Below are 24,379 nucleotides of genomic sequence, written 5' to 3'. Positions count from 1 at the left end.
TGAAGCGGATCACGACCCGGCTGGAGGCATCGATGCGGATAGCGGACGTCTTGCGGAACAAGGGCGCGGCGGTGGTGACCATCAACCCGGACGCGACGGTTCGCGAGCTGCTTGCGGGGCTGAACGACCAAAACATCGGCGCCATGGTCGTGGTGGGCGACGAGGGCGTGGTCGGCATCGTGTCGGAGCGCGATGTGGTGCGCCAGCTGCACACGCATGGCGCCAGCGTGCTGTCCCGCCCGGTGTCCAAGATCATGACGTCGATGCTGGCCACCTGCAGCAAGACCGACGAGGTCGACGCCATCAGCGTGTTGATGACCAAGAACCGGGTGCGGCACGTGCCGGTGCTGGATGGCAAGAAGCTGATCGGCATCGTCAGCATCGGTGACGTGGTGAAGACCCGGATGGAAGAGCTCGAGGCCGAGCAGCAGCAGTTGCAGTCCTACATCACCCAGGGCTGATCCCCCGGCGGCAGACTAGCCCCACTCGCCGAACGTGCACTCACGGCGAAGATTTTCGCGTTTTCTCGCCCTGACTGCACGCTCGTCGGCGCACTAGCGCCAGGAGTAGTCGGCCCGCAGCCGGGCGGCCACCGCATCGAAGATCTCGCGATCCAGAATGGCGCCCTCGCGGCGAATGCCCTCTTCGGGCACGTCGAGCACCCGGTCCAGCCGGACCCAGCTCGGCCTGCCCTCGTAATCCCAAGGGCCGGAACCGATTCCGACCCAGTCGTGATCGGCGGCGTGACGCTCCTGGCTGGACACCATCAACCCCAGCAGGACGCTGCGATCCCGCCCCACCACCAGCACCGGGCGGTCCTTGCCGCGGGTGGGGTCGTCCTCGTAGACCACCCACGTCCAGACGATCTCACCGGGATCGGCCCGGCCGTCCAGGCTCGGCGCGTACACCAGTTTGCGGGCGCGGTGCGCGGTCGGGAGGCTGCCGCTGGTCACCGGCCGGCCGGTGACGGGCGCCTCGGCAGGGGGCGGCGCCACCGCGGCGATGACGTTCGCGGTGATCCGCACGGCCTGCTGTAACTCGCGCAGCACAGTCTGCGAATTCTGCACTTGCCGGACCAGGCGCGGGGCCCCGTTGAACACCAGATTCTCCGCGAACCGCTGGAACGTCTTCCACTGGGATTTCCGGGGAGACGCCATATTCGCAGCATAGACGCGAGCGGCGGGCTGCGATTGTGTCCAAGTAGGTTCCGGCGGCCCTGTCTGGATACGCTGGACATACCCGCGAACCGCCCCGGAAACGGCCGCGACGCACCACGCAAGCTTCAGTGCACCAGGAGATTCCCATCAGCAGTTTCGCCGACAAAACCTTCACTGCGCCGGCGCAGATTCGGAATTTCTGCATCATCGCCCACATCGACCACGGCAAGTCCACGCTGGCCGACCGGATGCTCCAGCTCACCGGCGTCGTCGACGAGCGGTCCATGCGCGCCCAGTACCTGGACCGGATGGACATCGAGCGAGAGCGCGGGATCACCATCAAGGCCCAGAACGTGCGCCTGCCGTGGAGGGTCGGCGACACCGATTACGTGCTGCACTTGATCGACACCCCGGGCCACGTCGACTTCACCTACGAGGTGTCCCGCGCGCTGGAGGCCTGCGAGGGCGCGGTGCTGCTGGTCGACGCCGCGCAGGGCATCGAGGCGCAGACCCTGGCCAACCTCTACCTCGCACTGGATCGCGACCTGCACATCATCCCGGTGCTGAACAAGATCGACCTGCCCGCCGCCGACCCGGACCGCTACGCCGCCGAGATCGCCCACATCATCGGCTGCGAGCCGGGCGACGTGCTGCGCGTTTCGGGCAAGACCGGGGACGGCGTCGCCGAACTGCTCGACCACGTGGTGCGCGAGGTGCCGCCCCCGCAGGGTGTCGCCGACGCACCGCTGCGGGCGATGATCTTCGACTCGGTCTACGACATCTACCGCGGTGTGGTGACCTACGTCCGGGTGGTGGACGGCAAGATCACGCCGCGCGAACGCATCGCGATGATGTCCACCGGCGCCACGCACGAGCTGCTCGAGGTCGGCATCGTCTCGCCCGAGCCGAAGGCCAGCGGCGGCCTGGGCGTGGGAGAGGTGGGCTACCTGATCACCGGAGTCAAGGACGTCCGCCAATCCAAGGTGGGTGACACGGTGACGGCGGCCCGGCACGGCGCCACCGAGGCGCTGACCGGATACCGCGAACCCAGGCCGATGGTCTACTCGGGCCTGTATCCGGTGGACGGCTCCGATTATCCGGTTCTGCGTGACGCTCTGGATAGGTTGCAACTCAACGATGCGGCGCTGACCTACGAGCCGGAGACGTCGGTGGCGCTGGGCTTCGGATTCCGTTGTGGCTTCCTGGGTCTGCTGCACATGGAGATCACCCGGGAGCGCCTGGAACGAGAGTTCAACCTGGATCTGATTTCGACGTCGCCCAACGTCGTCTATCGCGTGGTCAAGGAAGACGACACCGAAATCGTGGTGACCAACCCGTCGGACTGGCCCGAGGGCAAGGTCCGCACCGTTTACGAACCGGTGGTCAAGACCACGATCATCGCGCCCAGCGAATTCATCGGCACCATCATGGAGTTGTGCCAGTCGCGCCGCGGCGAGCTGGGCGGCATGGATTACCTGTCACCCGAACGTGTCGAGCTGCGCTACACCATGCCGCTGGGCGAGATCATCTTCGATTTCTTCGACTCGCTGAAGTCGCGCACCCGCGGCTACGCGAGCCTCGACTACGAGGAGGCCGGCGAGCAGGAGGCGCAGCTGGTCAAGGTCGACATCCTGCTGCAAGGCGAGGCGGTCGACGCGTTCAGCGCGATCGTCCATAAGGACGGGGCATCGGCGTACGGCAACAAGATGACCACCAAGCTCAAAGAGCTGATCCCGCGCCAGCAGTTCGAGGTGCCCGTCCAGGCCGCCATAGGATCGAAAATCATTGCGCGCGAAAACATTCGCGCTATCCGAAAGGACGTGTTGTCTAAGTGCTACGGCGGTGACATCACCCGTAAACGCAAGCTTCTGGAAAAGCAGAAGGAAGGCAAGAAACGGATGAAGACCATCGGGCGCGTCGATGTCCCGCAGGAGGCGTTCGTCGCGGCGCTGTCCGCCGACGCCGCGGGGGACAAGGGCAAGAAGTAACCATGCGGATACGGGCGATGGCGGCGACGCTGATGGCGGTCGCCGCGTTGGCGACGGGCTGCGGTGGGGTCGTGGCGGGCACGGCGAAGCCGGCGCCGAACCTGAAGCCGCGACCGCTCAGCGGTGCGACGGTCAAACAGGTGCTTCTCGACGGCCCGACGCTGTCGCGGATGCTCAATCAGCCGTTCGTGGCGCGGGATCCGGCCGAATTCGGCGGGCCCGAAAAGCTGTACCAGGTCAAGCGATCGATGTCGCAGGCCGGTTGCCTGGGCGTGACGGCGATGCTGCAGCAGGGTGTGTACCAGTCCGCCGACGTGAAAGACGTTGCGTCGGAATCGTGGTGGAACAACGGCGAGCCGGCGCAGGTGATCGTGGTCGAGGAGGGTGTGGTCACGCTTCCGTCGCCCGCACAGGCCCAGGCGCTGTTCGCGCACTTTGCCCAGCAGTGGCAGCAGTGCAACGGCATGACGACGTCGGAACAGAGCGGCCCGATCAGCACCACGAACGTCATCAGCGATGTCCGCACCACGGATTCCACCATCGCGGCCACCAAAACCGCGACGTCGGTCCTGCCCAACATGCCGCCCCTGCGGCCCACCCCGCAGGCACGCGCGATCGGCATCCGGTCGAACTGCCTCGTCGAGGTTCAGGTGGTGTTCTTCGGCGGACGACGGTCCTCCGACCCGGGATCGGCCAACATCGATTCCAGCGCCATCGACGTCGCGCACGCCCTGATGGACAGAGTCAGCGCCCTGGGCTGACGTCACGCCGGCCACCGAAATGTGGGTGCACAAAGGTGATTCCGTGAAGGTCGGCAGCGTCCAGCAAGGCATCGTCGCGTTGCGGACGGACGCGGACGCCAACGCGTTATTCGCCAAATCCACCGCGCAGTGGCAGAAGTGCGACGGGACCACACTGACCGTGCAGCCCATCGATGCATGGGGTTCGGACGACATTTCCGACGTACGCGTCCGGGATTCGGTTGTCGCGGCTAAGGTTTCGATGGGATCCGGCCCACACTCAGTTTTGAACGCAATCCCCACGGCTCGGGCCCTCGGCGTCAAGGGGCCTTACTTGGTCGAGGTCACGGTCGAGTTCATGCCCATATTTAGTCCGGGAGATGCGGGGAACGGCGACATCAACACCACCGTCGGCCACCTCACCCGCGCGCTGATGGACAAACTCAGCGCCCGCAGCTGACGCGGCTTACGCGATGCAACTCTCTACATCGGTGCGTTCGCGGGCTGGAACATCCCGGAGCCGTCGGCTTCCTCCTCGGCGCGGATGACGTGCACCACCGCGTTGATCAGCGCCAGGTGGGTGAACGCCTGCGGGAAGTTGCCCAGCTGCCGGCCGGTGCGCGGCTCGATCTCCTCGGCGTAGAGGTGCAGCGGGCTGGCGTAGGACAGTAGCCGCTCACACAGCCGCTTGGCGCGCCGCACCTCGCCGATCTCGACGAGCGCCGACACCAGCCAGAACGAGCAGATCGTGAAGGTGCCCTCCTCGCCGGACAGCCCGTCGTCGGTTTCCTCGACCCGGTAGCGCAGCACCAGGCCCTCCTGGGTGAGTTCGTCGGCGATCGCCAGGACGGTGTTTCGCACCCGGGGGTCGTCCGGCGGCAGGAACCGCGTCAGCACCACCAACAGCAGCGAGGCATCCAGCGCGTCGCTGCCGTAGCGCTGGGTGAACACCCCGCGGGAGTCCACGCCGTGCATCAGGATGTCGTCCTTGATCTCCTCGGCGATCGCCCGCCACTGCTTGGCATAGCTCTTCTCGCCCTGCCGCTCGGCCAGCTTGGCCCCGCGGTCGAGCGCCACCCAGCACATCACCTTCGACGACGTGAAGTGCTGCGGTTCCCCGCGCACCTCCCAGATGCCGCGGTCCGGCTCGCGCCAGTGCTTGATCGCCTCTTCGACCTGCTTCTTCAGCACCGGCCACAACGTCTCCGGAACCTGCTCGCGTGACTTGGCGTGCAGGTAGAAGGAATCCAGGATGGAGCCCCAGATGTCGTGCTGGATCTGGTCGTAGGCGCCGTTGCCGATCCGCACCGGGCGGGCGTGGTCATAGCCCGACAGGTGGTGCAGCTCCTCTTCGACCAGGCTGCGTTCGCCGCCCACGCCGTACATGACCTGCAGCGGATGCCGTTCGTTGTGGTTGGCGCCGGAGACGTCGGCGATGAACGCGAAGAAGTCGTCGGCCTCGCGGTCCAGCCCCAGGGTGTAGAGACCCCACAAGGCGAACGTCGAGTCGCGTACCCAGGCGTAGCGGTAATCCCAATTACGTTCGCCCTGCGGCGTTTCCGGCAGCGAGGTGGTACTGGCCGCCAGCAGCGCGCCGGTGGGCGAGTAGGTCAGGCCCTTCAGCGTCAACGCGCTGCGCTGCAGGTACGCCCGCCACGGGTGATCGGGGAAGTTGCCGATGTTGATCCACTGCCGCCAACACTCGGTGGTCTGCCACATCTTGTCGGCGGCCTCTTGGTACGTCTGCGGCGCCGGGTGCTTGGTCCAGCTCAGGGCGACGAACACGTCGTCACCCTCCTTCATCCGGGTGCGCGCGCGTGCCTCGCGGCCCTCCAGCCCGATCCGCAGATTGCTGGTCAGCCGCAGCGTCGGGTGGGCGTCGGGTTCCCTGGTGGCACGTGCGACGGCCTCGCCGTACGCGTTGGCGGAGTACTCCCAGGCGGCGCCGACGCGGTGGTAGTCGAACGCCGGCTCGCAGCTCATCATCAATTCGACGGTGCCGCTGACGCAGCGCACGGTGCGCAGCAGGATGTGCTCGGCATCCCAGTCCATCGGGGTACGCCGATGCGTCCGCGACCGCCGCTCCAGGTCGTGCCAGGGGCCCATGACCAGCGCGTCACGCACGATCAGCCACCCGGTGTGGGTCTGCCAGGTGGTCTCCATGATGAGGCTGCCGGGAAGGTACCGGCGGGCCGACGGCACCGAGACGCCGTAGGGCCCCAGCCGGAAGTGACCCGCGCTGCGGTCCAAGATCGCGCCGAACACGCTGGGGGAGTCCGGCCGGGGCACGCACAGCCATTCCACCGACCCGGCCGGGGAGATCAGGCAGGTGGTTTCCCAGTCCGACAGGAACGCATAGTCGGCGATCGGCGGGAATGGGTTGCGTAAGGCGGCGCTGGGAGCGAGAGGCCCGGGCGTGCGCAAATCGATGGACGACGACATCGACGCTGCGGAGGCGGCTTGATAAGCGTCCTCGGGCATAGCGTCGGCCGGCTGGTCTTCGGGTTGGGCGTGCAGAACCATCTGGACATCATCGCTGCTCAGCGATCTCGCGTCCAACGTTTCGGCTAGCTGGCGTGGCGTGCGCCTATCCGTTCGCGCAGGAAGTCGGCGTGCTTTTCGATCACTGTGACGTTGGCGCCGGCGCGGGCCAACAGCAGGCCGGGCACCATGCCCGCCGGTCCGACCCCGGCAATCAGCAGGCCGTGACATCCGGAGCCGCAGCCGTGCGCCGCGGTTCACACATTGGTCTTCGACAGCAGGGCCGAATAGGGTGAGCCCGTGAACGCGTTCCTCAACTGGTGGGACGGCAACGAGCTGTGGCTCTCGGGGCTCCCTTTCGTCCTGCAGGCCATGGTGGTGGTGCCGGTCGTGCTGGTGGTGGCCTACGCCACAGCGGCCGCGCTGGATGGCGTGCTCGGCAAGGGCATCGAGCTGATGCGCCGTGCCCGCCACGCCGACGGGACGCCCGAGTAACGCCCATGCCCCGGTCGCACGTGACGCTGGTTCTCGTCATCCTGGTGGCGTTGGTGGTCGTCACGTGGTTGGTGACCTACCTGATGCACCACTAGCCGGCATCGCTGTTTGCTCAGCCACCGTCGCGGTGGCGGCAACCCCAATTCCTGTTAGGCTTCCCGCCATGCGCGTGGCATTTGGCATTCAGGGGTGCTATGCCTTCGTGCACTGTTGTCGCTGACTCCCAAACCCGTGCGCGGTCTGGTCTGGAGTTTTCGAACCCTCCTGAAGTTCTAGGTGCCTATCCGCAGAAACGGGACCGAAATCCCATACGTTCTGCGTCGGAAGGCCCTCAATGGACATCAGGACCGCATTGCACTGGCGGCCCGTCCTTGCCCTTGCCCTGATTGCCGGCCTCATCGCCGGATGCCACGGCGGGGCCAGCGATGCCGTTGGTGGCGGCGGGCTGTCCGACGCGCGCACCAGCATCACCCTGGTCGCCTACTCGGTCCCAGAACCGGGGTGGAGCAAGGTAATTCCGGCGTTCAACGCCTCCGACGAGGGCAAGGGCGTGCAGGTGGTCACCTCCTACGGGGCATCCGGCGACCAGTCCCGAGGCGTCGTCGACGGCAAGCCGGCCGACGTGGTGAACTTCTCCGTCGAACCCGACATCGCTCGACTGGTCAAGGCGGGCAAGGTTTCCAAGGACTGGAATACGGACGCCACCAAGGGAATTCCGTTCGGCTCGGTGGTCACGCTGGTGGTGCGAAAGGGTAACCCAAAGAACATCAAGGATTGGGATGACCTGTTGCGGCCGGGCGTCGAGGTCATCACGCCCAGCCCGCTCAGTTCCGGATCGGCCAAGTGGAACCTGCTCGCGCCGTACGCCGTCAAAAGTGAAGGCGGCGCCCACAGCGCCGCCGGTGTGGATTTCATCAAGAAGCTGGTGACCGAGCACGTCAAGCTGCGTCCCGGATCGGGGCGGGAAGCCACCGATGTCTTCGTGCAGGGCAGCGGTGACGTATTGATCAGCTACGAGAACGAGGCCATCGCCACCGAGCGGGCGGGAAAGCCGGTCGAACACATCAACCCGCCACAGACCTTCAGGATCGACAATCCGGTGGCCGTGGTCAACACCAGCCCGCACCTGGATGCCGCCGTCGCCTTCAAGAACTTCCAATACACGGCAGCGGCCCAAAAGGTTTGGGCGCAGGCCGGTTTCCGCCCGGTCGATCCCGCCGTCGCCGCCGACTTCCGAAACCAGTACCCGGCGCCGGCGAAGCTGTGGACCATCGCCGACCTGGGCGGCTGGGCCACCGCGGATCCGCAGCTGTTCGACAAGAACACCGGCAGCATCACCAAGATCTACACGAAGGCCACCTGATGACGGCCATCACGCCGGACCCGCTGGCAATTCGGCCCGAACTCAGCGGTGATACGCCACCGGGGCCCCTTCCCGGGCGCGGCCGCGGGACCACCGCCCTTCGGGTCGGGGCGGCCACGGTGTGGCTGTCGGTGATCGTGCTGCTGCCGCTGGCCGCGATCGCATGGCAATCCGCGGGCGGCGGCTGGCGCGCCTTCTGGCTGGCGGTCTCCTCCAATGCCGCGGTCGAGTCGTTCCGGGTGACCCTGACGATCTCGGCCGGGGTCACCGTGCTCAACCTGGTCTTCGGCCTGGTGATCGCGTGGGTGCTGGTGCGTGACGACTTTCCGGGCAAGCGGCTCGTCGACGCGATCATCGACCTGCCGTTCGCGCTGCCCACCATCGTCGCGAGCCTGGTGATGCTGGCGTTGTACGGCAACAACAGCCCGATCGGCCTGCACCTACAGCACACGTCATGGGGTGTGACGGTGGCGCTGGCCTTCGTCACGCTGCCGTTCGTGGTGCGCGCTGTCCAGCCCGTGTTGCTGGAATTGGATCGCGAAACCGAGGAGGCCGCGGCGTCGCTGGGTGCCAGCGGCCCGAAGATCTTCACCTCCGTGGTGCTGCCGTCGCTGTTGCCCGCGTTGTTATCCGGTGCGGGCCTGGCCTTCTCACGGGCGATCGGCGAGTTCGGATCTGTGGTGCTGATCGGCGGTGCGGTGCCGGGCAAGACCGAAGTGTCGTCGCAGTGGATACGCACGCTGATCGAGAACGACGACCGCATCGGCGCCGCCGCAATTTCGATTGTGCTGTTGGCCATTTCGTTTGTCGTGCTGCTCGTCCTGCGGATCGTGGGCGGACACGCGGCCAAGCGAGAGGAGCTGTCCGCATGACATCGTCTGCGGGAGTGCGCTATTGGCTGCGGTTCATCGCGCTCGGATACATCTTCGTGCTGCTGGTCGTTCCGGTGGCACTGATCCTGTGGCGGACGTTTCAGCCCGGGCTCGGCCAGTTCTACGCCTGGGTGAGCACCCCCGCCGCGATATCGGCGCTGAATCTGACGCTGCTGGTGGTGGCCATCGTGGTGCCCCTCAACGTCGTCTTCGGGATCCCCACGGCATTGGTGCTCGCGCGCAACAGGTTTCGTGGCAAAGGCGTGCTGCAGGCCGTCATCGATCTGCCGTTCGCGGTCTCGCCCGTCATCGTGGGCGTCGCGTTGATCGTGTTGTGGGGGTCGGCCGGTGCGCTGGGGTTCGTGGAGCAAGACCTCGGGTTCAAGATCATCTTCGGCCTGCCGGGAATCGTGCTCGCCAGCATCTTCGTCACGCTGCCGTTCGTGGTGCGCGAAGTGGAGCCGGTGCTGCACGAGCTGGGTACCGACCAGGAGGAGGCGGCGGCCACCCTGGGTTCGGGCTGGTGGCAGACCTTCTGGCGGATCACCCTGCCGTCCATCCGGTGGGGTCTGACGTACGGCATCGTGTTGACCATCGCACGTACCCTGGGGGAATACGGTGCCGTGCTCATGGTGTCGTCGAACCTGCCGGGGAAGTCGCAGACACTGACATTGCTTGTCTCCGACCGCTACAACCGCGGCGCGGAGTACGGCGCCTACGCGCTGTCCACGCTGTTGATGGGAGTTGCCGTGCTGGTATTGGTTTTCCAGGTGGTGCTCGACGCCCGCCGCGCACGAGCGGCCAGACAGGCCTGACGAGGGGAATGACCGTGACTGACGCCGGCACCAACCGCGACGACCTCGCCATCATCGTGCGTGACGCCAACAAGCGTTATGGCGATTTCGTCGCCCTCGACCACGTGGACTTCGTCGTGCCCACCGGCTCGCTGACGGCCCTGCTGGGTCCCAGCGGTTCGGGCAAGTCGACCCTGCTGCGCACCATCGCCGGCCTCGACCAGCCCGACACCGGAACCGTCACGATCTACGGTCGTGACGTGACCCGGGTGCCGCCGCAGCGCCGCGGGATCGGGTTCGTGTTCCAGCACTACGCGGCGTTCAAGCACCTCACCGTCCGCGACAACGTGGCCTACGGGCTCAAGGTCCGCAAGCGGCCCAAAGCCGAGATCAAAGCCAAAGTCGACAACCTGCTGGAAGTGGTGGGGCTGAGCGGGTTTCAGGCCCGCTACCCCAACCAGCTGTCCGGCGGTCAGCGCCAGCGGATGGCGCTGGCGCGGGCGCTGGCGGTCGACCCGCAGGTGCTGCTGCTCGACGAGCCGTTCGGCGCGCTGGACGCCAAGGTGCGGGAGGACCTGCGGGCGTGGCTCCGGCGCCTGCACGACGAGGTGCACGTGACCACGGTGCTGGTCACCCACGACCAGGCGGAGGCGCTGGACGTCGCCGACCGGATCGCGGTACTGAACCAGGGCCGCGTCGAGCAGATCGGATCCCCGACCGACGTCTACGACGCCCCGGCGAACGCGTTCGTGATGTCGTTCCTCGGCGCGGTGTCCACCCTGAACGGAACCCTGGTGCGCCCGCACGATATCCGGGTGGGGCGCAATCCCGAGATGGCGATCGCCGGCGGGGACGGCACCGCAGAGTCCGTCGGGGTGGTGCGCGCCGTCGTCGACCGCGTGGTCACGCTGGGTTTCGAGGTGCGGGTCGAGCTGACCAGCGCCGCCACCGGCGGTTTCTTCACCGCCCAGATCACGCGCGGCGACGCCGAGGCGCTGGCACTGCGCGAGGGGGACACCGTCTACGTGCGTGCCACCCGGGTTCCGCCGATCGCCCTCGAGGCCGCGGCCGCCGCCCGCCGCGCCGATCAGGCCGACGAGGACGAGAACACGCTGACGTCGGCCTGACGGCCGGATTCGTCCTCTCGCACGTCTGTTGCTACGACGCGTGCAGCCCGCATTCGGTCTTGGCCCGTCCCTGCCAGCGTCCGCTGCGCGGGTCGGCGCCCGCCAGCGGCTTGGCGGTGCAGGGGGCGCAGCCGATCGATGAATAGCCTTCGTAGATAAGCGGATTGACCAACACGCTGTGGTCGTCGATGTAGTTCTGCACGTCCTCGTCGGACCACGTCGCCATCGGGTTGACCTTCACCAGCCTGAAGCCCTCGTCGAAGCCGACCACCGGCGCGTTGGCGCGTGTCGCCGCCTCCGACCGGCGCAGCCCGGTCACCCACGCGGAGTATCCGCGCAGCGTCTTGCCCAGCGGCTCGACCTTGCGCAGCCGGCAGCACTCACCGGGGTCACGCGCGAAGAGGTCCTTGCCACGCATTTTGTCCTGTTCGGCGACGCTGTGTTCCGGGGTGACGTTGAGCACCCGGATGTCGTACACGGACTCGATCGCGTCCCGGGTGCCGATGGTCTCCACGAAGTGATAACCCGTGTCCAGGAACACCACCGGAACGCCCGGACGCACCTTGGCCGCCAGATCGACCAACACGGCCTCCTGCATGCTGGAAGCCACCACGTAGTTGCAGGTGGCCCAGCCGCGTGGTCCGTTGATGCCGCCGAACGTCTCGTCAGTCCAACGCAGTACGTCGGCGGCGCTGGCACCTTCCAGCTCGGCCGCCCCGCGGGCGGCTAGCGCCCGCAGTTCGGCTTCTGGAAGTTTGGTTGTTCGTTCGCTCATCGCAAATCGTCCTCGTCTGCCCTCATAGCCCACTGTGCGAAACGTTCACCCTCGCCGCGATATTTCAGGAAGTTACGTGTGACCCGCTCGATGTAGTCGACGAGCTCGTCGCTGGTGACCTTGTGCTGGCGCAGTTTTCGGCCAAAGCCGCTGTCCAGGCCCAGGCTGCCGCCCAGGTGCACCTGGAAACCCTCGACCGAGCCGCCCGCACCGTCGTCGACCATCTGGCCCTTGAGCCCGATGTCGGCGACCTGGATGCGGGCGCATGAATTCGGACAGCCGTTGATGTTGACGGTGATCGGCACGTCGAGCTGCTCGTTGATGTCCGCCAGGCGGCTTTCCAGCTCCGGCACCAAAGACTGCGCCTTGACCCGGGTTTCGGCGAAGGACAACTTGCAGAACTCGATACCCGTGCACGCCATCACATTCCGGCGCCAATGCGACGGCCGTGACTGCAGGCCCAGCGCCTCCAGGCCGGCGATCAGCTCATCGAGCTTGTCGTCGGGCACGTCGAGGATTACCAACTTCTGGTAGGGGGTGAGCCGGATCCGGTCCGAACCGGCCCGCTCGGCGAGGTCGGCCACCGCGGTGAGGATGGTGCCCGACACCCGGCCCGCGATCGAGGCGACGCCCACCGCGTTGAGGCCGTTCTTGAGCCGCTGCACGCCGACGTGGTCGATCGGGTGCTTCAGCGGCTCGGGAGCCGGGCCGTCGATCAGCGGACGCTTGAGGTACTCGGTTTCCAGGACTTCACGGAATTTTTCAATGCCCCAGTCCTTGATCAGGAACTTCAGCCGCGCCTTGGACCGCAGCCGCCGATAGCCGTAGTCGCGGAAAATCGAGGTCACCGCGTGCCACACCTCGGGTACCTCTTCGAGCGGCACCCAGGCGCCGACGCGCTGGCCCAGCATCGGGTTGGTCGACAGCCCGCCACCGACCCACAGGTCCAGTCCCGGGCCGTGCTCGGGGTGGTTGACGCCGATGAACGCGATGTCGTTGACCTCGTGCACCACATCCTGCAGACCGGAGATCGCGGTCTTGTACTTGCGCGGCAGGTCGGCGAAGTCGGGCTGACCGATGTAGCGTCGCGCGATCTCGTCGATCGCCCAGGTCGGGTCGAGCACTTCGTCGAGCGACTCACCGGCCAGCGGCGAGCCCAGGATCACGCGGGGGCAGTCACCACACGCCTCGGCGGTCTGCAGTCCGACCTCGGCCAGCCGCCGCCAGATCTCGGGGACGTTCTCCACCTCGATCCAGTGGTACTGCACGTTCTCGCGGTCGGTGATGTCGGCGGTGTCGCGGGCGAACTCGGTGGAAATCTGGCCCACGGTGCGCAGCGCGGCCGCCGACAGCGCGCCGCCGTCGCACCGCACCCGCATCATGAAGTACCTGGCTTCCAGCAACTCGGCGTTGTCGTCGCCGGTGAACGTGCCGTCGTAGCCCTGTTCGCGCTGGGTGTACAGGCCCCACCAGCGGAAACGCCCCCGCAGGTCGCTTTTGTCGATGCTGTCGAAACCGTTCTGGGCGTAAATGGTCTCGATGCGCTCCCGCACGTCGAGCGGGGCGCCGGCCTGCTTCATCTCTTCGTTCGGATTCAGCGGCTCACGATTTCCCAGTGCCCATTGGCCCTCGTTACGGGGCTTTGCGGCTCGGGCGGTGGTCATCGGAAGTTCTCTCCTCTAAAAAGATCGCCAGCGCGGCCAGCACAGTTCACCGGCACTTTCGGGCGGCGCGGAACCGTCGGCCAGCTGGAGACACAGGGGGCCTGGGTCTACCACGTCAAGGCAGACAGATACAGCTGCAAACGCGCTTGAGATCAATGTGCCGTCGAGCCACTAGCACAATGTGCGGGCTGGGCCGGTCGACAATCACGCCCACCATTGTGCCATGGATGCCGAAGGGCCATGCGAGCAGGTCAAATCTTGGCTCACGGTGATTAAAACTACCGCCCAATCCTGGCAGATCCACCGGCAAAGCCCGAGAAATTCATGAGACCGCGCTCTCGGCCTGCCGGTCGTCGTTGCGGCCGGGATCGACGCCCCGGCGTAGCCCGGACCGTCGTGGGATCATTTGGCATGGCCATACGCGAGGAACCGGTCGACCTGCCCGACGTCGGGGTGGTCGCCGGGCAGCCGTTTGGCATCTATGTGCATGTGCCGTTCTGCGTAACCCGTTGCGGCTATTGCGACTTCAACACCTACACCCCGGCCGAGCTGGGTGGCGTCAATCCGGACGCCTGGCTCAGCGCACTGGGACAGGAACTGGAACTGGCGGCCGCGAGGTTGCAGGCGCCGCCGGTGAACACCGTGTTCGTCGGTGGCGGGACACCCTCCCTGCTGGGCGGCCAGCGGATGGCGACGCTGCTGGGCATGGTGCGCCAGCACTTCACGCTGGCACCCGATGCCGAGGTCACCACCGAGGCCAACCCCGAGTCGGCATGGCCGGATTTCTTCGACGCCATCCGCGCGGCCGGCTACACCCGGGTATCGCTGGGGATGCAGTCGGTGTCGCCGCGGGTATTGGGTGTCCTCGACCGCATCCACACGCCGAACCGATCCGCGGCCGCCGCCCGCGAGGCGCTGGCCGCCGGCTTCGAGCACGTCAGCCTCGATTTGATCTACGGAACCCCGGGGGAGTCCGACGACGACCTGTTGTGCTCGGTCGAGACCGCGGTCGAGACCGGCGTGGATCACGTGTCCGCCTATGCGCTGGTCGTCGAGGAAGGCACCGCGCTGGCCCGGCGAGTCCGGCGCGGCGAACTGGCCGCACCCGATGACGACGTGCTGGCCCACCGCTACGAGTTGGTGGATGCGCGGCTGTCGCAGGCGGGATTGTCTTGGTACGAGGTGTCCAATTGGTCGCGGCCCGGCGGCGAGTGCCGCCACAACCTCGGCTACTGGGATGGTGGCCAGTGGTGGGGCGCGGGGCCGGGCGCGCACGGCTATCTCGGTACGACGCGCTGGTGGAATGTCAAGCACCCCAACGCGTATGCGGAACGGTTGAGCGCGGCGGCGCTGCCGGTGGCCGGATTCGAGCAGCTGGATGCCGACGCCTTGCACACCGAGGACGTTTTGTTGAAAACCCGTCTGAGCCAAGGACTCCCAGTCGAATTGCTGAATCCCGCCGAGCGGGAGCGCGCCGAGGGCGTGGTCGCCGACGGGTTGCTGGTGTCCGACGGTGACAGGCTGGTCCTGACCCCGCGGGGACGGCTGCTGGCCGACGCCGTGGTGCGAACGCTATTGGGGTAGCGGTGTTCTGAGCGTGGTCAGACCCCGAACAGATGCTCGAAGATGCGGGCGATCTCGATGTAGAGCGGGATCCCCACGGTGACGTTGTAGGAGAACGTCAGGCCCAGTGAGGCGGCCAGCGGCAACGTCGGGCTCGCTTCGGGGATCGCCAGTCGCTGCACCGCCGGAACGGCAATGTAAGACGCCGCACCGCACAGGACCGCGAACAAGACGTAGGTTCCGGTCTTGAAGTCGGTGTGGGTCAGCGAAGCATAGCTGCAGGCGACGATAATGCCCAGTGTCGCAAAGACATTCGGCGCCACCAGACCGAAGACGATGAATCCGGGACCGGCCGCGCGGAGATCCTTCAACTTGCGCGACGCCGTCATCCCCATCTCGAGCAGGAACAGACACAGCACGCCCTGGAAGGCGATGACGAAGAATTTGTCGTCGTCGGCAACGACCTTCTGTCCCTGTAGTCCACTGACCAGGCCGATGATGATGCCGCCCATCAACAGGACCAGGCCGGGGTTGAGGAAGACCTCCTGGAACAGCTCCCGGGAGAAAATGGGCATCTTCTTGCCCTTGGGGCGCGCCGGGCTCTGGTCGGGCTCCCAATCCGGGTGCTCCAGCTTTTCCAGCGAGAGCTCCAGCTCCTGCTCGATGGCGGCTTCCTCTTGGCTCTCCAGACTCTGCCCGTGCGGCGGACGCGCGGCGGTTCCGGGGCCGACCCCGACCTTGACCGGCGGCGTGTAACCGGGCTCGTCGGGCATGTAGCCGGCGGAGTCCATGCCCCGATGCCGCAGTCGGGCAACGAAATAGAGCGCCACCAAGCAGCCCGGGATCTCCATTACGGCCAACATCACCGGCATGTACGCGTTGAAGGCGATGTTCACCGCGGCCAGGACGGCCACGCAGGTGGCGAACGTTCCCGCCGAGTCCGACCCGTAGTAGCCGGCGACCGTTGCGCGGTCGACCTTTCGGAGTGATTTCAGGCGGCTGAGGCCCAGGTAGGCCAGGCCGCCGATCAGACAGTTCAGCACGAAGCCCAGGGCCATGAAGCCCACGATGACCCCGACGCTGGACGCGCTGACCTGCGCGAGTTCTTCCCCGCCGTGCCAGCCGATGGCCAGCAACAGGTACATGGTCAAGCCCTGATAGATGACGTAGGGGAATTCGAACCGCACCTTGAGGATGGGAATCAGGAACCCGAAGTAGAAGAACAACAGAAGCGGTTTGAACAAGTTATGGGTGAAGTTGTGCCAGAACTCTTGCAGCATCGATGCCTCCGTTGGTTATAGCGCTGATCTGGGGAAGCACCGTCCGCAAGCGGAACAACCACGAAACATCCCGACGACCGTCAAGAATTTATCCCCGCCGCGGGCCCGCCGCCAGTTGGCAGCACACAGGGTGTCGGACGCCCGCGTGGCTGGTGATAAGCGACAAACCTGCAGGTCACAGCGAAATCACCCGAGCGAAAGTCCGTACGCGGGCCCGCAATCGCTGCCCCTAGTTTGGTGTGAAAGTGCTGTGCATTTACTGTGGAGTCAATACGGGGTCAACGCGCCGACGGGACGAGCGAGGGCCTGACGCCTGCTCCCTTTTTGCGGTGCGTCACCGAAAGCCACGCCGACGGTGAGTAATGCGTCGTGATTTCCTCGAAACCGTCGACCCGCGAAACCGAAAGCACACCGGTCTGTGGATTGATTTCGAGCTCGTCGCCTTCGCTTGCGTGCACTTCCTCGCCGTTGAAAAGCCGGATTATGAACACGGTGTTCCTCCAATCCAGCGGGGTCGGCGGGCGGGCGGTGGGCGTTAGGAAAAGTCTGGCTGCCGGAGGCGCCTGGTGTGCGACCGCGACGTAAACGGTTGGGAAACCTTTGGAGTGGCGATCTTCACAGCGCGCGGCGGGATCTGCACCTCGACTGCGGAAGTTTAGCGGGCTCTACCTGCACAAACAGGTCTATACGGGTCGCGCCTCGCCAGGCTTCGAGCGGACGCGCCCTGCCGGTCGGCGCTTTAACTCTGCGGGAGTTTTAGCTGAATGCGGCAATCGAGGGGGAAGTTCGTGGGATCGGTTGCGCGCAGCTACATAGGTTAGGCTACATTTACTAATCGTGACCGAGGTCAGCGTCGAGACGAGTTCCGCAGGCTCTGAGTCGCCATCGATTCCGCTTCCCCTGCACGTCGATCCGGCGGACCTGGCGGCCGAGCTGGCCGTGGTGCTGTCCGAGCGCGTCGGGGAAGAGTATCTGCTCTACGAGCGCGGCGGTGCATGGGTGCTGGCCACCGGTGTGCGCGCGATGGTCGAGCTCGACAGCGACGAGCTGCGAGTGATCCGCGACGGAGTGACCCAGAGCCAACGATGGTCGGGCAGGCCCGGCCCAGTGCTCGGTGAAGCCATTGACCGACTGTTGCTGGAAACCGACCAGCTCTTCGGCTGGATCGCCTTCGAATTCGGTGTGTACCGCTATGGGCTGCAGCAGCGGCTGGCGCCGAGAACCCCACTGGCCCGAGTGTTTTGGCCGCATGGCCGCATCGTGGTGACCCGGGATGAGGTCCGGCTGTTCGGTGCCTCGGCCGGGCACCGGGACGACGTCCTCGGCGTACTCGGCGACGGCGTGCCCGATGTGCGCGAGGCCTCGGCGGTAGACGTCGTCGCCGACCCGTCCGACTACCGTGATCGTGTCGCGTCGGCCGTTGGTGAGATCGCCGCCGGCCGCTACCACAAAGTGATTCTTTCCCGTTCTCTCGAAGTGCCTTTCGCGCTCGATTTCCCGTCCACCTACCGCCTGGCCCGTCGGCACAACACCCCGGTGAGGTCGTTCCTGCTGCGGCTTGGCGGAATTCGAGCCGTGGGCTATAGCCCCGAACTGGTCGCGGCCGTCGATAACGACGGCGTTGTGGTGACCGAGCCGCTGGCGGGCACCCGCGCGCTCGGGCGTGGCGAGGTGCGCGACCGCCAGGCTCGCGACGACCTGGAGTCGAATTCCAAAGAGATTGTCGAGCATGCTATTTCGGTGCGAAGCTCGCTGCAGGAAATGACCGAGATCGCCGAGCCGGGCACTGCCGTCGTCACCGATTTCATGACGGTGCGGGAACGGGGGAGCGTGCAGCACCTGGGCTCCACGGTCAGCGGCCAACTGGGCACATCCAACGACCGGATGGATGCGCTCGAAGCGCTGTTCCCTGCGGTCACCGCGTCGGGCATCCCGAAAGCCGGTGGCGTCGAAGCGATCATGCGCCTCGACGAGGGACCGCGCGGGCTGTATTCGGGCGCGGTGGTGATGCTTTCGGCCGACGGCGGGCTTGATGCGGCGTTAACGCTGCGGGCTGCCTACGAACGTGACGGAAAGACGTGGTTGCGGGCGGGTGCCGGCATCATCGAAGAGTCCACACCCGACCGCGAGTTCGAAGAGACCTGCGAAAAGCTGTCCACGCTCGCGCCCTATCTGATTGCGCGCCAATAGCTACCGTCGTCACCACTTAGCACGCCGGCACTTTTGCGTTGCGCTCAGCGCACGAGGTGCCGGCGGCCGACCAGACTCAGACCGAAGAGCTCGATTCGAGATAGTCGGCCAAGATGCGGCCGACAAGCGACTCGATATTCGATTCGATCGACGATGCGAGCGTGGCGGTGACGGTCGCCACGGCTTGAGTCCGGAAGCGCACCAGCATGGTGATCAGCTCGGCGATTTCGGCGTCGGCCGGCAGCGGTTCGCCGGGCTTGATGCGATCCAGCACGTGTTCGGCCCCGGCGCGCACCAGCATGTCGCTGATCTTGTCGATCTCCGGGACAATCTGTTCGTGGAGGTCGATGAGCCTGTCGAATTTGACGCCGTAGCCCCGGATTTCGTTGAACGCTTCGATGAGTTTCGGGCGGGTGATGGTCGCTTGCGTCCCTTCGATCCGGATCACCTGGAGCGCCACCAGGCGGTCGAATGCTTGCGCGTCGTCGACCAGTCGCTGGGCGTCGGCCAGCGCCACCGTCTCCGGCTTTTCGGTGGTCCAGGTGCCAACGATGGCGGTTTCCAGGCCCAGCACGTCGCCGAGGTTTTTGCCTTCCTCCCACGCGCTGAGCATCTCTCGCACGTGTGCGATGTTGTAGCCGCGGTCGAGCATCGAGGTGATGAGGCGCAGCCGGGTCAGGTGTGTGTCGTTGAACAGCGCGATTCGTCCCACCCGCAGTGGGGGCGGTAGCAGCCCGCGGTCCCGGTAGACGCGGATATTGCGGGTGGTGGTGCCGGCCAGTCGGGCCAGGTCGTCGATCCGGTACTCACCGGAGTTTGCGGCGCCGTGCGGGTGCCGGGCGGCCGCGTCGAAAAGCTGGGACACCGCCCCCTCGATGAGTTGGCGGTACTCCCGCGATTGGCGCCGAACCCGTTTGGGTGCGCGCCGCACGTTGTACAGCACGCTGGCGATGGTGCCGGGTTCGGGCCGCGATGCGCGGTCGGTGGCCATGTCAGTGCGGCATCTCAGGCCGACGCGGAGGCTTGCGTCTGGGTGTTATGTGCCACCGCCTGGTAGTCCTCGTACCGGAAATCCCTCATTTGGCGAAGATACTGCGTGGCGAAACCGGGGTACATCGACCCGTTGAATCCGTCCTTGGTGAGGTACCAACTACGGCACCCCGACATCCAGGTCGTCTTGGTGAGTCGGCGTTGCAGGCCCTCGTTGTGGCGACGCTGGACCTCGTCGCGCACGTCGAGGTAACGCAGGTCGTCGTTGAGGACGGTGGTGATCCCGCGTACCGCGTAGTCCAGCTGGCCCTCGATGTACACCAGCAGCGAGTTGTGGCCAGGCCCGGAGTTGGGGCCGGTCATGACGAACAGGTTCGGATAGCCGTGCACGTTGATGCTCTTGTAAGCCTGTGCGCCATCGGCCCATTCGGTGGCCAGCGACCGGCCGTCCAGTCCGGTGACGGTGAAGGGCGGACCGGTCAGGTGCACGTCATAACCGGTGGCGAACACGATGCAATCGAGATGATGCTCGATGCCGTCGCTGGTGCGAACGCCGGCCGGGCTCAACGTGGCGATCGGCCAGTCGATCAGCTTGCAGTTGTCGCGCTGCAGTGCGGGGTAGTACTCGCTGGACACCAGCATGCGTTTGCACCCGGGCCGGAAGTCCGGCGTCAACTGCCGCCGCAACCACGGGTCTTTGACCTGGGCGCGCAGGTGCGCCCGGCCGAGCCGGGCGACCAGCGACGTCAACGGGGTGTCCCACACCAGCGCCGTCGCGCTGGCTTCGTGGCCCCAGTACAGTGCTTGACGCGCAAGCTGTTGGGTGGCAGGGACTTTGGCGAACAGGGATTGCACGGCCGGCGGGGTGGCGACGTCGAGGCGCGGCAGCACCCAGCACGGCGTGCGCTGGAATACCTTGACGAACCCGGCCTGCTTGACCAGTTCGGGGATGATCTGGATGGCGCTGGCGCCGGTGCCGATGACCGCGACGCGCTTGCCGGTGAAGTCGTAGTCGTGATCCCAGCGTGCGCTGTGGATCTTGTGTCCGCGGTAGCTGTCCAGGCCCCGGATGTCGGGGAAGCTGACGTCGGACAGCGGGCCGGAGGCCAGCACTACGGTGCGGGCGCGAAACTTCTTGCGGTTCTTGGTGGTCGCGGTCCAGACGCCGGCTTCCTCGTCGAAGCTCAAGTCCTTGACCTCGTGGCCGAACTTAATGCGGCTGCGGATGTCGAACCTGTTCGCCATGTCCTCGAGATGCCGGTAGATCTCGGGCGCGGGCGAGTAGGTACGTGACCAGGTCGGGTTCTTGACGAAGGAGTACGAGTACAGCAGCGACGGGACGTCGCAGCTTGCACCGGGATACGTTGTGTCGCGCCAGGTTCCGCCGACGCGGTCGGCGCGCTCCAGCATCACGATGTCGTCGACTCCGGCTTCGGCCAGGCGGATCGCCGCCCCCAGTCCGGTGAAGCCGGCTCCGATGATGAGCGCCGCATGGGCGCGGTTGTTCGCCATGGTCACGCCGCCGGCTCGTGGGTGAGTTCTGCAACCCAAGTCGGTACCGACGGAAGCAGGAGCCGCGGATATCGGTCGGAAAGCCACACCATCGAATTCGCCAGCAGGTGGTACGGGTGGCGTGGATTTGTGACCACTCCGGCGTAGCGCCTCAGGAAACGATAAGTCGGTACCCGCCTGGTCCGTTCGCCGCGATCACCAAGCTCTTTGAATCGTTTCACAGCCCTGTAAAGCCGCTCTGGCTCCATACCCATGGCGGTGATCTCGTTGCGGATCCTGTTGATCAGCGGTGCGCCCATGATCGCACCGATGATGAGACCCGGAGTGGCATTGTGACCGACGAAGTCGATCAACAGCCGTCGGATCTTCGCGTGCCCGATCATATCGAGAACTTCGAAATCGACCACCAGATGGCGTGATTCGTCATTATTGATCTTCTCGAAAACCTGGTGGCAAATGGGGTCGTGCACCTCGTCGAGGAGGAATTTCAACAGGGCGCCGTCCAGTGCGACTTCGAGCATCGGAATGACGGTGCCGAGCAGAGACAGCGGCATGTCGTCGGCCCAGCGGTCCAACCAGTCGATCGCCAGTCGGATGTTCACGTTCGGCTCGGGAATCTCACCGTCCTCGAGCATGCCCCAGCGCTTCATCAGCGCCAGTTCAGCGTTGGCGTGGCGCTGCTCCTCGGCGTGGAAGTATCGGTAGATCTCGGCGATGGTCGGTGTGGGTGCCTTCTTCGCCAGCGCCGCGAAGCCCCTGGCGCCGATGTTCTCGATCCAGCACAGGTCGGCCATGAAAGCCTTGAGCTGTGGCCGCTGTTCATCACTAATCATTTCGGCGCCTGGCGCGTCCCAATCGATGTCGGCAAGCGCCCACTGCCGATCCTTGATCTTGGCGAGCATGGCTTCCATGTCGATGGCCACCGGTAGCTCCTTTCGTCGGATGATCAGGGCAGGTTGATGCGGGACACCAGGCCGGCCGCACGTGTATAGGTCTGCGGGGCAAGCCGTTTGATGTTCCAGCCGATCTTGGCGTCGTATTGCGGCATGCAGTACAGTTCGCCGCGGTCGTGGGCGTCCAAGCAGGTGCGCGCGACTTTCTCCGCGGACAATCCCGTCCAGCGCATCAGTTTTCCGGCCAGCTCGCTGGATTGTTCGCTGATGCGACCGGATTCGAGGATGTTGGTCTTGACGAAGGTCGGGCACAGCACGGTGACTCGCACCGGCGTGCCGGCCAGTTCGGCGGCGAGGGTTTCCGAGAGTGAGAGCACACCGGCCTTGCTGACGTTGTAGGCGGCCATGCCGGGCGCCGCACCGAACGCCGCCGCCGAGGCCACGTTGATGATGCCCCGCGGCGCGTGCGACGGCTCGGCCTCGCGCAGGATCGGGGCGAACACGTGGCAGCCGTGGATGGGACCCCACAGGTTGATGCCCAAGGTCCATAGCCAGTCGTCCAGCGGCGCCTCGCCGATGGCGGCGCCGCCCGCGCCGACGCCGGCGTTGTTGATCACCAGCGTGGGTGGCGCCGCGAACCAGGACTGCGACTGTTCGGCGAGCGCCTGCACGTCCTCGAATCGCGATACGTCACAACGGATTGCCACCGCCTTGGCGCCGTGCTCGGTGATGGTGTCGGCCGTCCGCTGCGCTGCCGTCTCGTCGATGTCACTGCACACCACCGCGCCGCCGCGCTTGCCGAGTTCGATGGCGAAGGCGGCACCGATGCCGCTTCCGGCGCCGGTCACCACGGCCGAGGCGCCGCGGCTGGTTTTCGACCGGTTGAGCAGTCTGTCTACGGGGCCGAACATGGTCAGTGGATCTCCTCGGCGACGGCGCGTGCATCCTGCAGGGCGTGGGCGATGAATCGCGCGACATAGGCCATGGCCTTGGCGGCCTCGGGTGTCATGCGTGGCAACGCCTGGAAGACATGCACTTGGTGCGGCCAGATCTGCAGTTCGCATCGGCCGCCGGCGGTGCGGATGTCGGCGGCGAGTTGGCGCGCGTCCTCCTGCAACATCTCGGCACCACCGGCCTGGATCAGCGTTGGGGGAAGCGCTCCGCCGCCCGGGACGTCGAGCGTCAGCCGTTGGTGGGTGAGGTCGATGCCGCTGTGGTAGAGGCCGACCAGGCGGCCCGCGCTCGCCGCCCGGGTGGCGGGATCGCGGCGTATCCGTTCGCGCGCCAGCGACAGCTCGAACGTGAGGTCGTACAGGGGAGAGAGCAGCACCATTGCGGCGGGGTGACCGACCTCAGGCTGCAGCAGCAAGTCCACCGACAGGTGACCGCCCGCCGAATCACCCGCAATCACAATCTGTTTGGGTGGCACGCCGCAGGTTTCGACCAGCCAGTCCCAGCCCGTGCGGACGTCGTCGGCCGCGGTGGGGAAGCGATGACGCGGTGCGAGTCGGTAATCGATGCAGAACACCGGTAGGCCGGTCAGGGCCGACAGCCAGGATGTCAAGCGGCGGTGCGTCTTTGGCGAGCACACGGCGTACCCGCTGCCATGCACATAGTAGATCGCACCTTGGCTGATTGAGGAGCGTTCGGTTTCGCTTGTGGGCGTTCGCGGCCCATAGACCCATTCACCCTTGACGCGGCGGCCGTCGGGCAGCTTGACGTCGACCGATTCGACGCGGGTGCCCGCGAGCGAGGGGCCGAAAGTCCCCATGATCCTGGCGATGATCTGGCGCGATAACCAGAGCCCCCATGGCCGTTCGGGCGGGATCACGCTGGTGATCGGCCGAAGGGTGTACGTACTTACCGCTGCCGCGCAGCGGGATCGCAACGACCCGCGAGCCGGAACGCCGTCCGTCATAAAATGCAGTCAACACCAAATGGTGACATTGGTCAATGGCAGCTTTGCGGCAGCGGCAAGTCACGGTACGCGCGGACGAAGGTCGTCCGCGGTTTTCTGGACTTTCGTCCTGTCGTGGTCAAGGCGGCGACATTCGTCGGCATCCACACCGCGAACCACAATCGGGGAATCGCCCGTAGAGGGAGCCGGCAAGTCCTATCTCGTCTCCATTACGGGTGAACATGCCCTGTGGCTGAAGAACATTCGCGCACACCCTAGAGTGACACTGCGTTTCCGGCGAGACACGCTGACCGGAATTGCTCGCGACCCGCGCAATGACGCCGAACGCCAAGCAGCCCATGACGCCTTTTGCGGCAGCCCGCACCCGTTCGACTATGGAGAGAACCTGCTTCATCGCAAAGGGTTACCAACCCGGACCAAGATCATCGAACTGCACACGGCCTGGCTGGAGGGCGGAACACCCGTGATCGTGGACGCTACTCTGTGACGTTCACACCGATGGACAGCACGTGAGCATCGCCGACTGGAGAGTCGCAGGGCTGCAGAGAGGCTCGGCCCTGCTTGTCGCGAAGCGCGG

Annotated in this window: 23 protein-coding genes and 2 pseudogenes; 12 read left to right on the top strand and 13 right to left on the bottom strand. The window is 65.9% G+C overall.

The genetic code is table 11. The features are described from left to right. Nucleotides 1-32: 32 nt before the first annotated feature. Nucleotides 33-461, top strand: a complete 429-nt coding sequence (locus tag A5760_RS05135) for a CBS domain-containing protein (RefSeq protein WP_064878440.1) — start codon at nt 33-35, stop codon at nt 459-461. A 93-nt stretch (nt 462-554) separates the two neighbouring features. Here A5760_RS05135 and A5760_RS05130 read toward each other — a convergent pair whose 3' ends face one another. Beyond that, nucleotides 555-1,157, bottom strand: coding sequence for a type II toxin-antitoxin system PemK/MazF family toxin (locus A5760_RS05130; protein WP_064878302.1), 603 nt, complete (start codon nt 1,155-1,157; stop codon nt 555-557). A gap of 32 nt (nt 1,158-1,189) precedes the next feature. Between A5760_RS05130 and lepA the strand changes: the two are divergent. The 3 genes and pseudogenes from lepA (at nt 1,190) to A5760_RS05115 (ending at nt 4,345) form a co-directional block, all read left to right on the top strand. Further along, nucleotides 1,190-3,145, top strand: a pseudogene (gene lepA / locus A5760_RS05125) (translation elongation factor 4). Nucleotides 3,146-3,147: 2 nt separating this feature from the next. Continuing rightward, a complete protein-coding gene (locus A5760_RS05120) occupies nt 3,148-3,906 on the top strand; it encodes a sensor domain-containing protein (protein WP_064878298.1) in 759 nt (252 codons plus the stop codon). Nucleotides 3,907-3,925: 19 nt separating this feature from the next. Beyond that, a complete protein-coding gene (locus tag A5760_RS05115; protein WP_082279342.1) occupies nt 3,926-4,345 on the top strand; it encodes a sensor domain-containing protein in 420 nt (139 codons plus the stop codon). 23 nt (nt 4,346-4,368) lie between these two features. Here A5760_RS05115 and A5760_RS05110 read toward each other — a convergent pair whose 3' ends face one another. After that, on the bottom strand, nt 4,369-6,408 hold the full coding sequence (locus A5760_RS05110) for a glycoside hydrolase family 15 protein (RefSeq protein WP_064878295.1): 2,040 nt from the start codon (nt 6,406-6,408) through the stop codon (nt 4,369-4,371). A 47-nt stretch (nt 6,409-6,455) separates the two neighbouring features. Then, a pseudogene (locus tag A5760_RS27760) lies at nt 6,456-6,587 on the bottom strand (FAD-dependent monooxygenase); the annotation flags it as partial. Nucleotides 6,588-6,666: 79 nt separating this feature from the next. Here A5760_RS27760 and A5760_RS05105 point away from each other — a divergent pair. From A5760_RS05105 to A5760_RS05085, 5 genes are all read left to right on the top strand, one after another. Beyond that, on the top strand, nt 6,667-6,861 hold the full coding sequence (locus A5760_RS05105; RefSeq protein WP_064878293.1) for a hypothetical protein: 195 nt from the start codon (nt 6,667-6,669) through the stop codon (nt 6,859-6,861). Nucleotides 6,862-7,195: 334 nt separating this feature from the next. Then, nucleotides 7,196-8,224, top strand: a complete 1,029-nt coding sequence (locus tag A5760_RS05100; RefSeq protein WP_064878291.1) for a sulfate ABC transporter substrate-binding protein — start codon at nt 7,196-7,198, stop codon at nt 8,222-8,224. Continuing rightward, entirely contained in the window at nt 8,224-9,096 is an 873-nt protein-coding gene (cysT, locus tag A5760_RS05095; protein ID WP_064878289.1) for a sulfate ABC transporter permease subunit CysT, read from the top strand. Before A5760_RS05100 ends, cysT begins: the two co-directional genes overlap by 1 nt. Then, nucleotides 9,093-9,911, top strand: a complete 819-nt coding sequence (gene cysW, locus A5760_RS05090) for a sulfate ABC transporter permease subunit CysW (RefSeq protein WP_064878287.1) — start codon at nt 9,093-9,095, stop codon at nt 9,909-9,911. The genes cysT and cysW overlap by 4 nt, the downstream gene beginning before the upstream one ends. 8 nt (nt 9,912-9,919) lie before the next feature. Then, on the top strand, nt 9,920-11,017 hold the full coding sequence (locus A5760_RS05085; protein ID WP_155764207.1) for a sulfate/molybdate ABC transporter ATP-binding protein: 1,098 nt from the start codon (nt 9,920-9,922) through the stop codon (nt 11,015-11,017). 31 nt (nt 11,018-11,048) lie between these two features. Here the strand turns inward: A5760_RS05085 and A5760_RS05080 are convergent, their stop codons facing one another. The 3 genes from A5760_RS05080 to A5760_RS27755 form a co-directional block, all read right to left on the bottom strand. Continuing rightward, complete coding sequence (locus A5760_RS05080) at nt 11,049-11,792, bottom strand: phosphoadenylyl-sulfate reductase (RefSeq protein ID WP_064878279.1); 744 nt, start codon at nt 11,790-11,792, stop codon at nt 11,049-11,051. Then, entirely contained in the window at nt 11,789-13,456 is a 1,668-nt protein-coding gene (locus A5760_RS05075) for a nitrite/sulfite reductase (RefSeq protein WP_064878277.1), read from the bottom strand. The genes A5760_RS05080 and A5760_RS05075 overlap by 4 nt, the downstream gene beginning before the upstream one ends. Nucleotides 13,457-13,571: 115 nt before the next feature. Then, nucleotides 13,572-13,673 carry an Ms4527A family Cys-rich leader peptide gene (locus A5760_RS27755; protein WP_419538221.1) on the bottom strand — a complete coding sequence of 34 codons (102 nt, stop codon included), beginning with the start codon at nt 13,671-13,673 and terminating at the stop codon, nt 13,572-13,574. 194 nt (nt 13,674-13,867) lie between these two features. Between A5760_RS27755 and hemW the strand changes: the two genes are divergently transcribed. Next, nucleotides 13,868-15,040: a radical SAM family heme chaperone HemW gene (gene hemW / locus A5760_RS05070; RefSeq protein ID WP_064878275.1), complete on the top strand. Its 1,173-nt coding sequence runs from the start codon at nt 13,868-13,870 to the stop codon at nt 15,038-15,040. 17 nt (nt 15,041-15,057) lie between these two features. Here the strand turns inward: hemW and A5760_RS05065 are convergent, their stop codons facing one another. After that, complete coding sequence (locus A5760_RS05065) at nt 15,058-16,299, bottom strand: sodium-dependent bicarbonate transport family permease (protein ID WP_064878273.1); 1,242 nt, start codon at nt 16,297-16,299, stop codon at nt 15,058-15,060. Between the two features lie 278 nt (nt 16,300-16,577). After that, the gene (locus A5760_RS05060) at nt 16,578-16,790 is read right to left on the bottom strand and encodes a hypothetical protein (RefSeq protein WP_007769888.1); all 213 of its coding nucleotides are present in this window, start codon (nt 16,788-16,790) and stop codon (nt 16,578-16,580) included. Nucleotides 16,791-17,136: 346 nt separating this feature from the next. Between A5760_RS05060 and A5760_RS05055 the strand changes: the two genes are divergently transcribed. Continuing rightward, on the top strand, nt 17,137-18,489 hold the full coding sequence (locus A5760_RS05055; RefSeq protein ID WP_064878271.1) for a salicylate synthase: 1,353 nt from the start codon (nt 17,137-17,139) through the stop codon (nt 18,487-18,489). A 76-nt stretch (nt 18,490-18,565) separates the two neighbouring features. On the opposite strand, the gene A5760_RS05050 is transcribed toward A5760_RS05055, so the two are convergent. Genes A5760_RS05050 through A5760_RS05030 form a run of 5 tightly spaced genes read right to left on the bottom strand, consistent with a single transcriptional unit; the run spans nt 18,566 to nt 23,655 of the window. Continuing rightward, complete coding sequence (locus A5760_RS05050) at nt 18,566-19,480, bottom strand: MerR family transcriptional regulator (protein ID WP_064878269.1); 915 nt, start codon at nt 19,478-19,480, stop codon at nt 18,566-18,568. A 14-nt stretch (nt 19,481-19,494) separates the two neighbouring features. Continuing rightward, on the bottom strand, nt 19,495-20,991 hold the full coding sequence (locus A5760_RS05045; RefSeq protein ID WP_419538219.1) for a flavin-containing monooxygenase: 1,497 nt from the start codon (nt 20,989-20,991) through the stop codon (nt 19,495-19,497). Between the two features lie 2 nt (nt 20,992-20,993). Then, nucleotides 20,994-21,914 (bottom strand): hypothetical protein, encoded by a 921-nt coding sequence (locus A5760_RS05040; protein ID WP_064878265.1) that lies wholly within the window; start codon nt 21,912-21,914, stop codon nt 20,994-20,996. Nucleotides 21,915-21,937: 23 nt separating this feature from the next. Further along, complete coding sequence (locus tag A5760_RS05035) at nt 21,938-22,795, bottom strand: SDR family NAD(P)-dependent oxidoreductase (RefSeq protein WP_064878263.1); 858 nt, start codon at nt 22,793-22,795, stop codon at nt 21,938-21,940. A gap of 2 nt (nt 22,796-22,797) precedes the next feature. Continuing rightward, nucleotides 22,798-23,655, bottom strand: a complete 858-nt coding sequence (locus tag A5760_RS05030) for an alpha/beta hydrolase (RefSeq protein WP_269198629.1) — start codon at nt 23,653-23,655, stop codon at nt 22,798-22,800. On the opposite strand from A5760_RS05030, the gene A5760_RS25990 reads away from it, so the two are divergent. Further along, complete coding sequence (locus A5760_RS25990; protein ID WP_231122545.1) at nt 23,654-24,289, top strand: nitroreductase/quinone reductase family protein; 636 nt, start codon at nt 23,654-23,656, stop codon at nt 24,287-24,289. The genes A5760_RS05030 and A5760_RS25990 overlap by 2 nt on opposite strands. Nucleotides 24,290-24,379 lie beyond the last annotated feature (90 nt).

This window comes from Mycobacterium colombiense (assembly GCF_001665835.1).
Taxonomy (GTDB): Bacteria; Actinomycetota; Actinomycetes; order Mycobacteriales; family Mycobacteriaceae; genus Mycobacterium; species Mycobacterium colombiense_A.
This window is presented reverse-complemented; position numbering and strand designations above follow the sequence as displayed.

Excerpts from the sequence above, each read along its gene's own strand:
- hemW (WP_064878275.1), top strand. The coding sequence starts at position 13,868 with ATGGCCATACGCGAGGAACCGGTCGACCTGCCCGACGTCGGGGTGGTC.
- A5760_RS05065 (WP_064878273.1), bottom strand. The coding sequence starts at position 16,299 with ATGCTGCAAGAGTTCTGGCACAACTTCACCCATAACTTGTTCAAACCG.
- A5760_RS05075 (WP_064878277.1), bottom strand. The coding sequence starts at position 13,456 with ATGACCACCGCCCGAGCCGCAAAGCCCCGTAACGAGGGCCAATGGGCA.
- A5760_RS05085 (WP_155764207.1), top strand. The coding sequence starts at position 9,920 with ATGACCGTGACTGACGCCGGCACCAACCGCGACGACCTCGCCATCATC.
- A5760_RS05115 (WP_082279342.1), top strand. The coding sequence starts at position 3,926 with ATGTGGGTGCACAAAGGTGATTCCGTGAAGGTCGGCAGCGTCCAGCAA.
- cysW (WP_064878287.1), top strand. The coding sequence starts at position 9,093 with ATGACATCGTCTGCGGGAGTGCGCTATTGGCTGCGGTTCATCGCGCTC.
- A5760_RS05135 (WP_064878440.1), top strand. The coding sequence starts at position 33 with ATGCGGATAGCGGACGTCTTGCGGAACAAGGGCGCGGCGGTGGTGACC.
- cysT (WP_064878289.1), top strand. The coding sequence starts at position 8,224 with ATGACGGCCATCACGCCGGACCCGCTGGCAATTCGGCCCGAACTCAGC.
- A5760_RS05120 (WP_064878298.1), top strand. The coding sequence starts at position 3,148 with ATGCGGATACGGGCGATGGCGGCGACGCTGATGGCGGTCGCCGCGTTG.
- A5760_RS05050 (WP_064878269.1), bottom strand. The coding sequence starts at position 19,480 with ATGGCCACCGACCGCGCATCGCGGCCCGAACCCGGCACCATCGCCAGC.
- A5760_RS05045 (WP_419538219.1), bottom strand. The coding sequence starts at position 20,991 with ATGGCGAACAACCGCGCCCATGCGGCGCTCATCATCGGAGCCGGCTTC.
- A5760_RS05080 (WP_064878279.1), bottom strand. The coding sequence starts at position 11,792 with ATGAGCGAACGAACAACCAAACTTCCAGAAGCCGAACTGCGGGCGCTA.
- A5760_RS05110 (WP_064878295.1), bottom strand. The coding sequence starts at position 6,408 with ATGGTTCTGCACGCCCAACCCGAAGACCAGCCGGCCGACGCTATGCCC.
- A5760_RS05100 (WP_064878291.1), top strand. The coding sequence starts at position 7,196 with ATGGACATCAGGACCGCATTGCACTGGCGGCCCGTCCTTGCCCTTGCC.
- A5760_RS27755 (WP_419538221.1), bottom strand. The coding sequence starts at position 13,673 with ATGGTGGGCGTGATTGTCGACCGGCCCAGCCCGCACATTGTGCTAGTG.
- A5760_RS05035 (WP_064878263.1), bottom strand. The coding sequence starts at position 22,795 with ATGTTCGGCCCCGTAGACAGACTGCTCAACCGGTCGAAAACCAGCCGC.
- A5760_RS25990 (WP_231122545.1), top strand. The coding sequence starts at position 23,654 with ATGATCCTGGCGATGATCTGGCGCGATAACCAGAGCCCCCATGGCCGT.
- A5760_RS05130 (WP_064878302.1), bottom strand. The coding sequence starts at position 1,157 with ATGGCGTCTCCCCGGAAATCCCAGTGGAAGACGTTCCAGCGGTTCGCG.
- A5760_RS05030 (WP_269198629.1), bottom strand. The coding sequence starts at position 23,655 with ATGGGGACTTTCGGCCCCTCGCTCGCGGGCACCCGCGTCGAATCGGTC.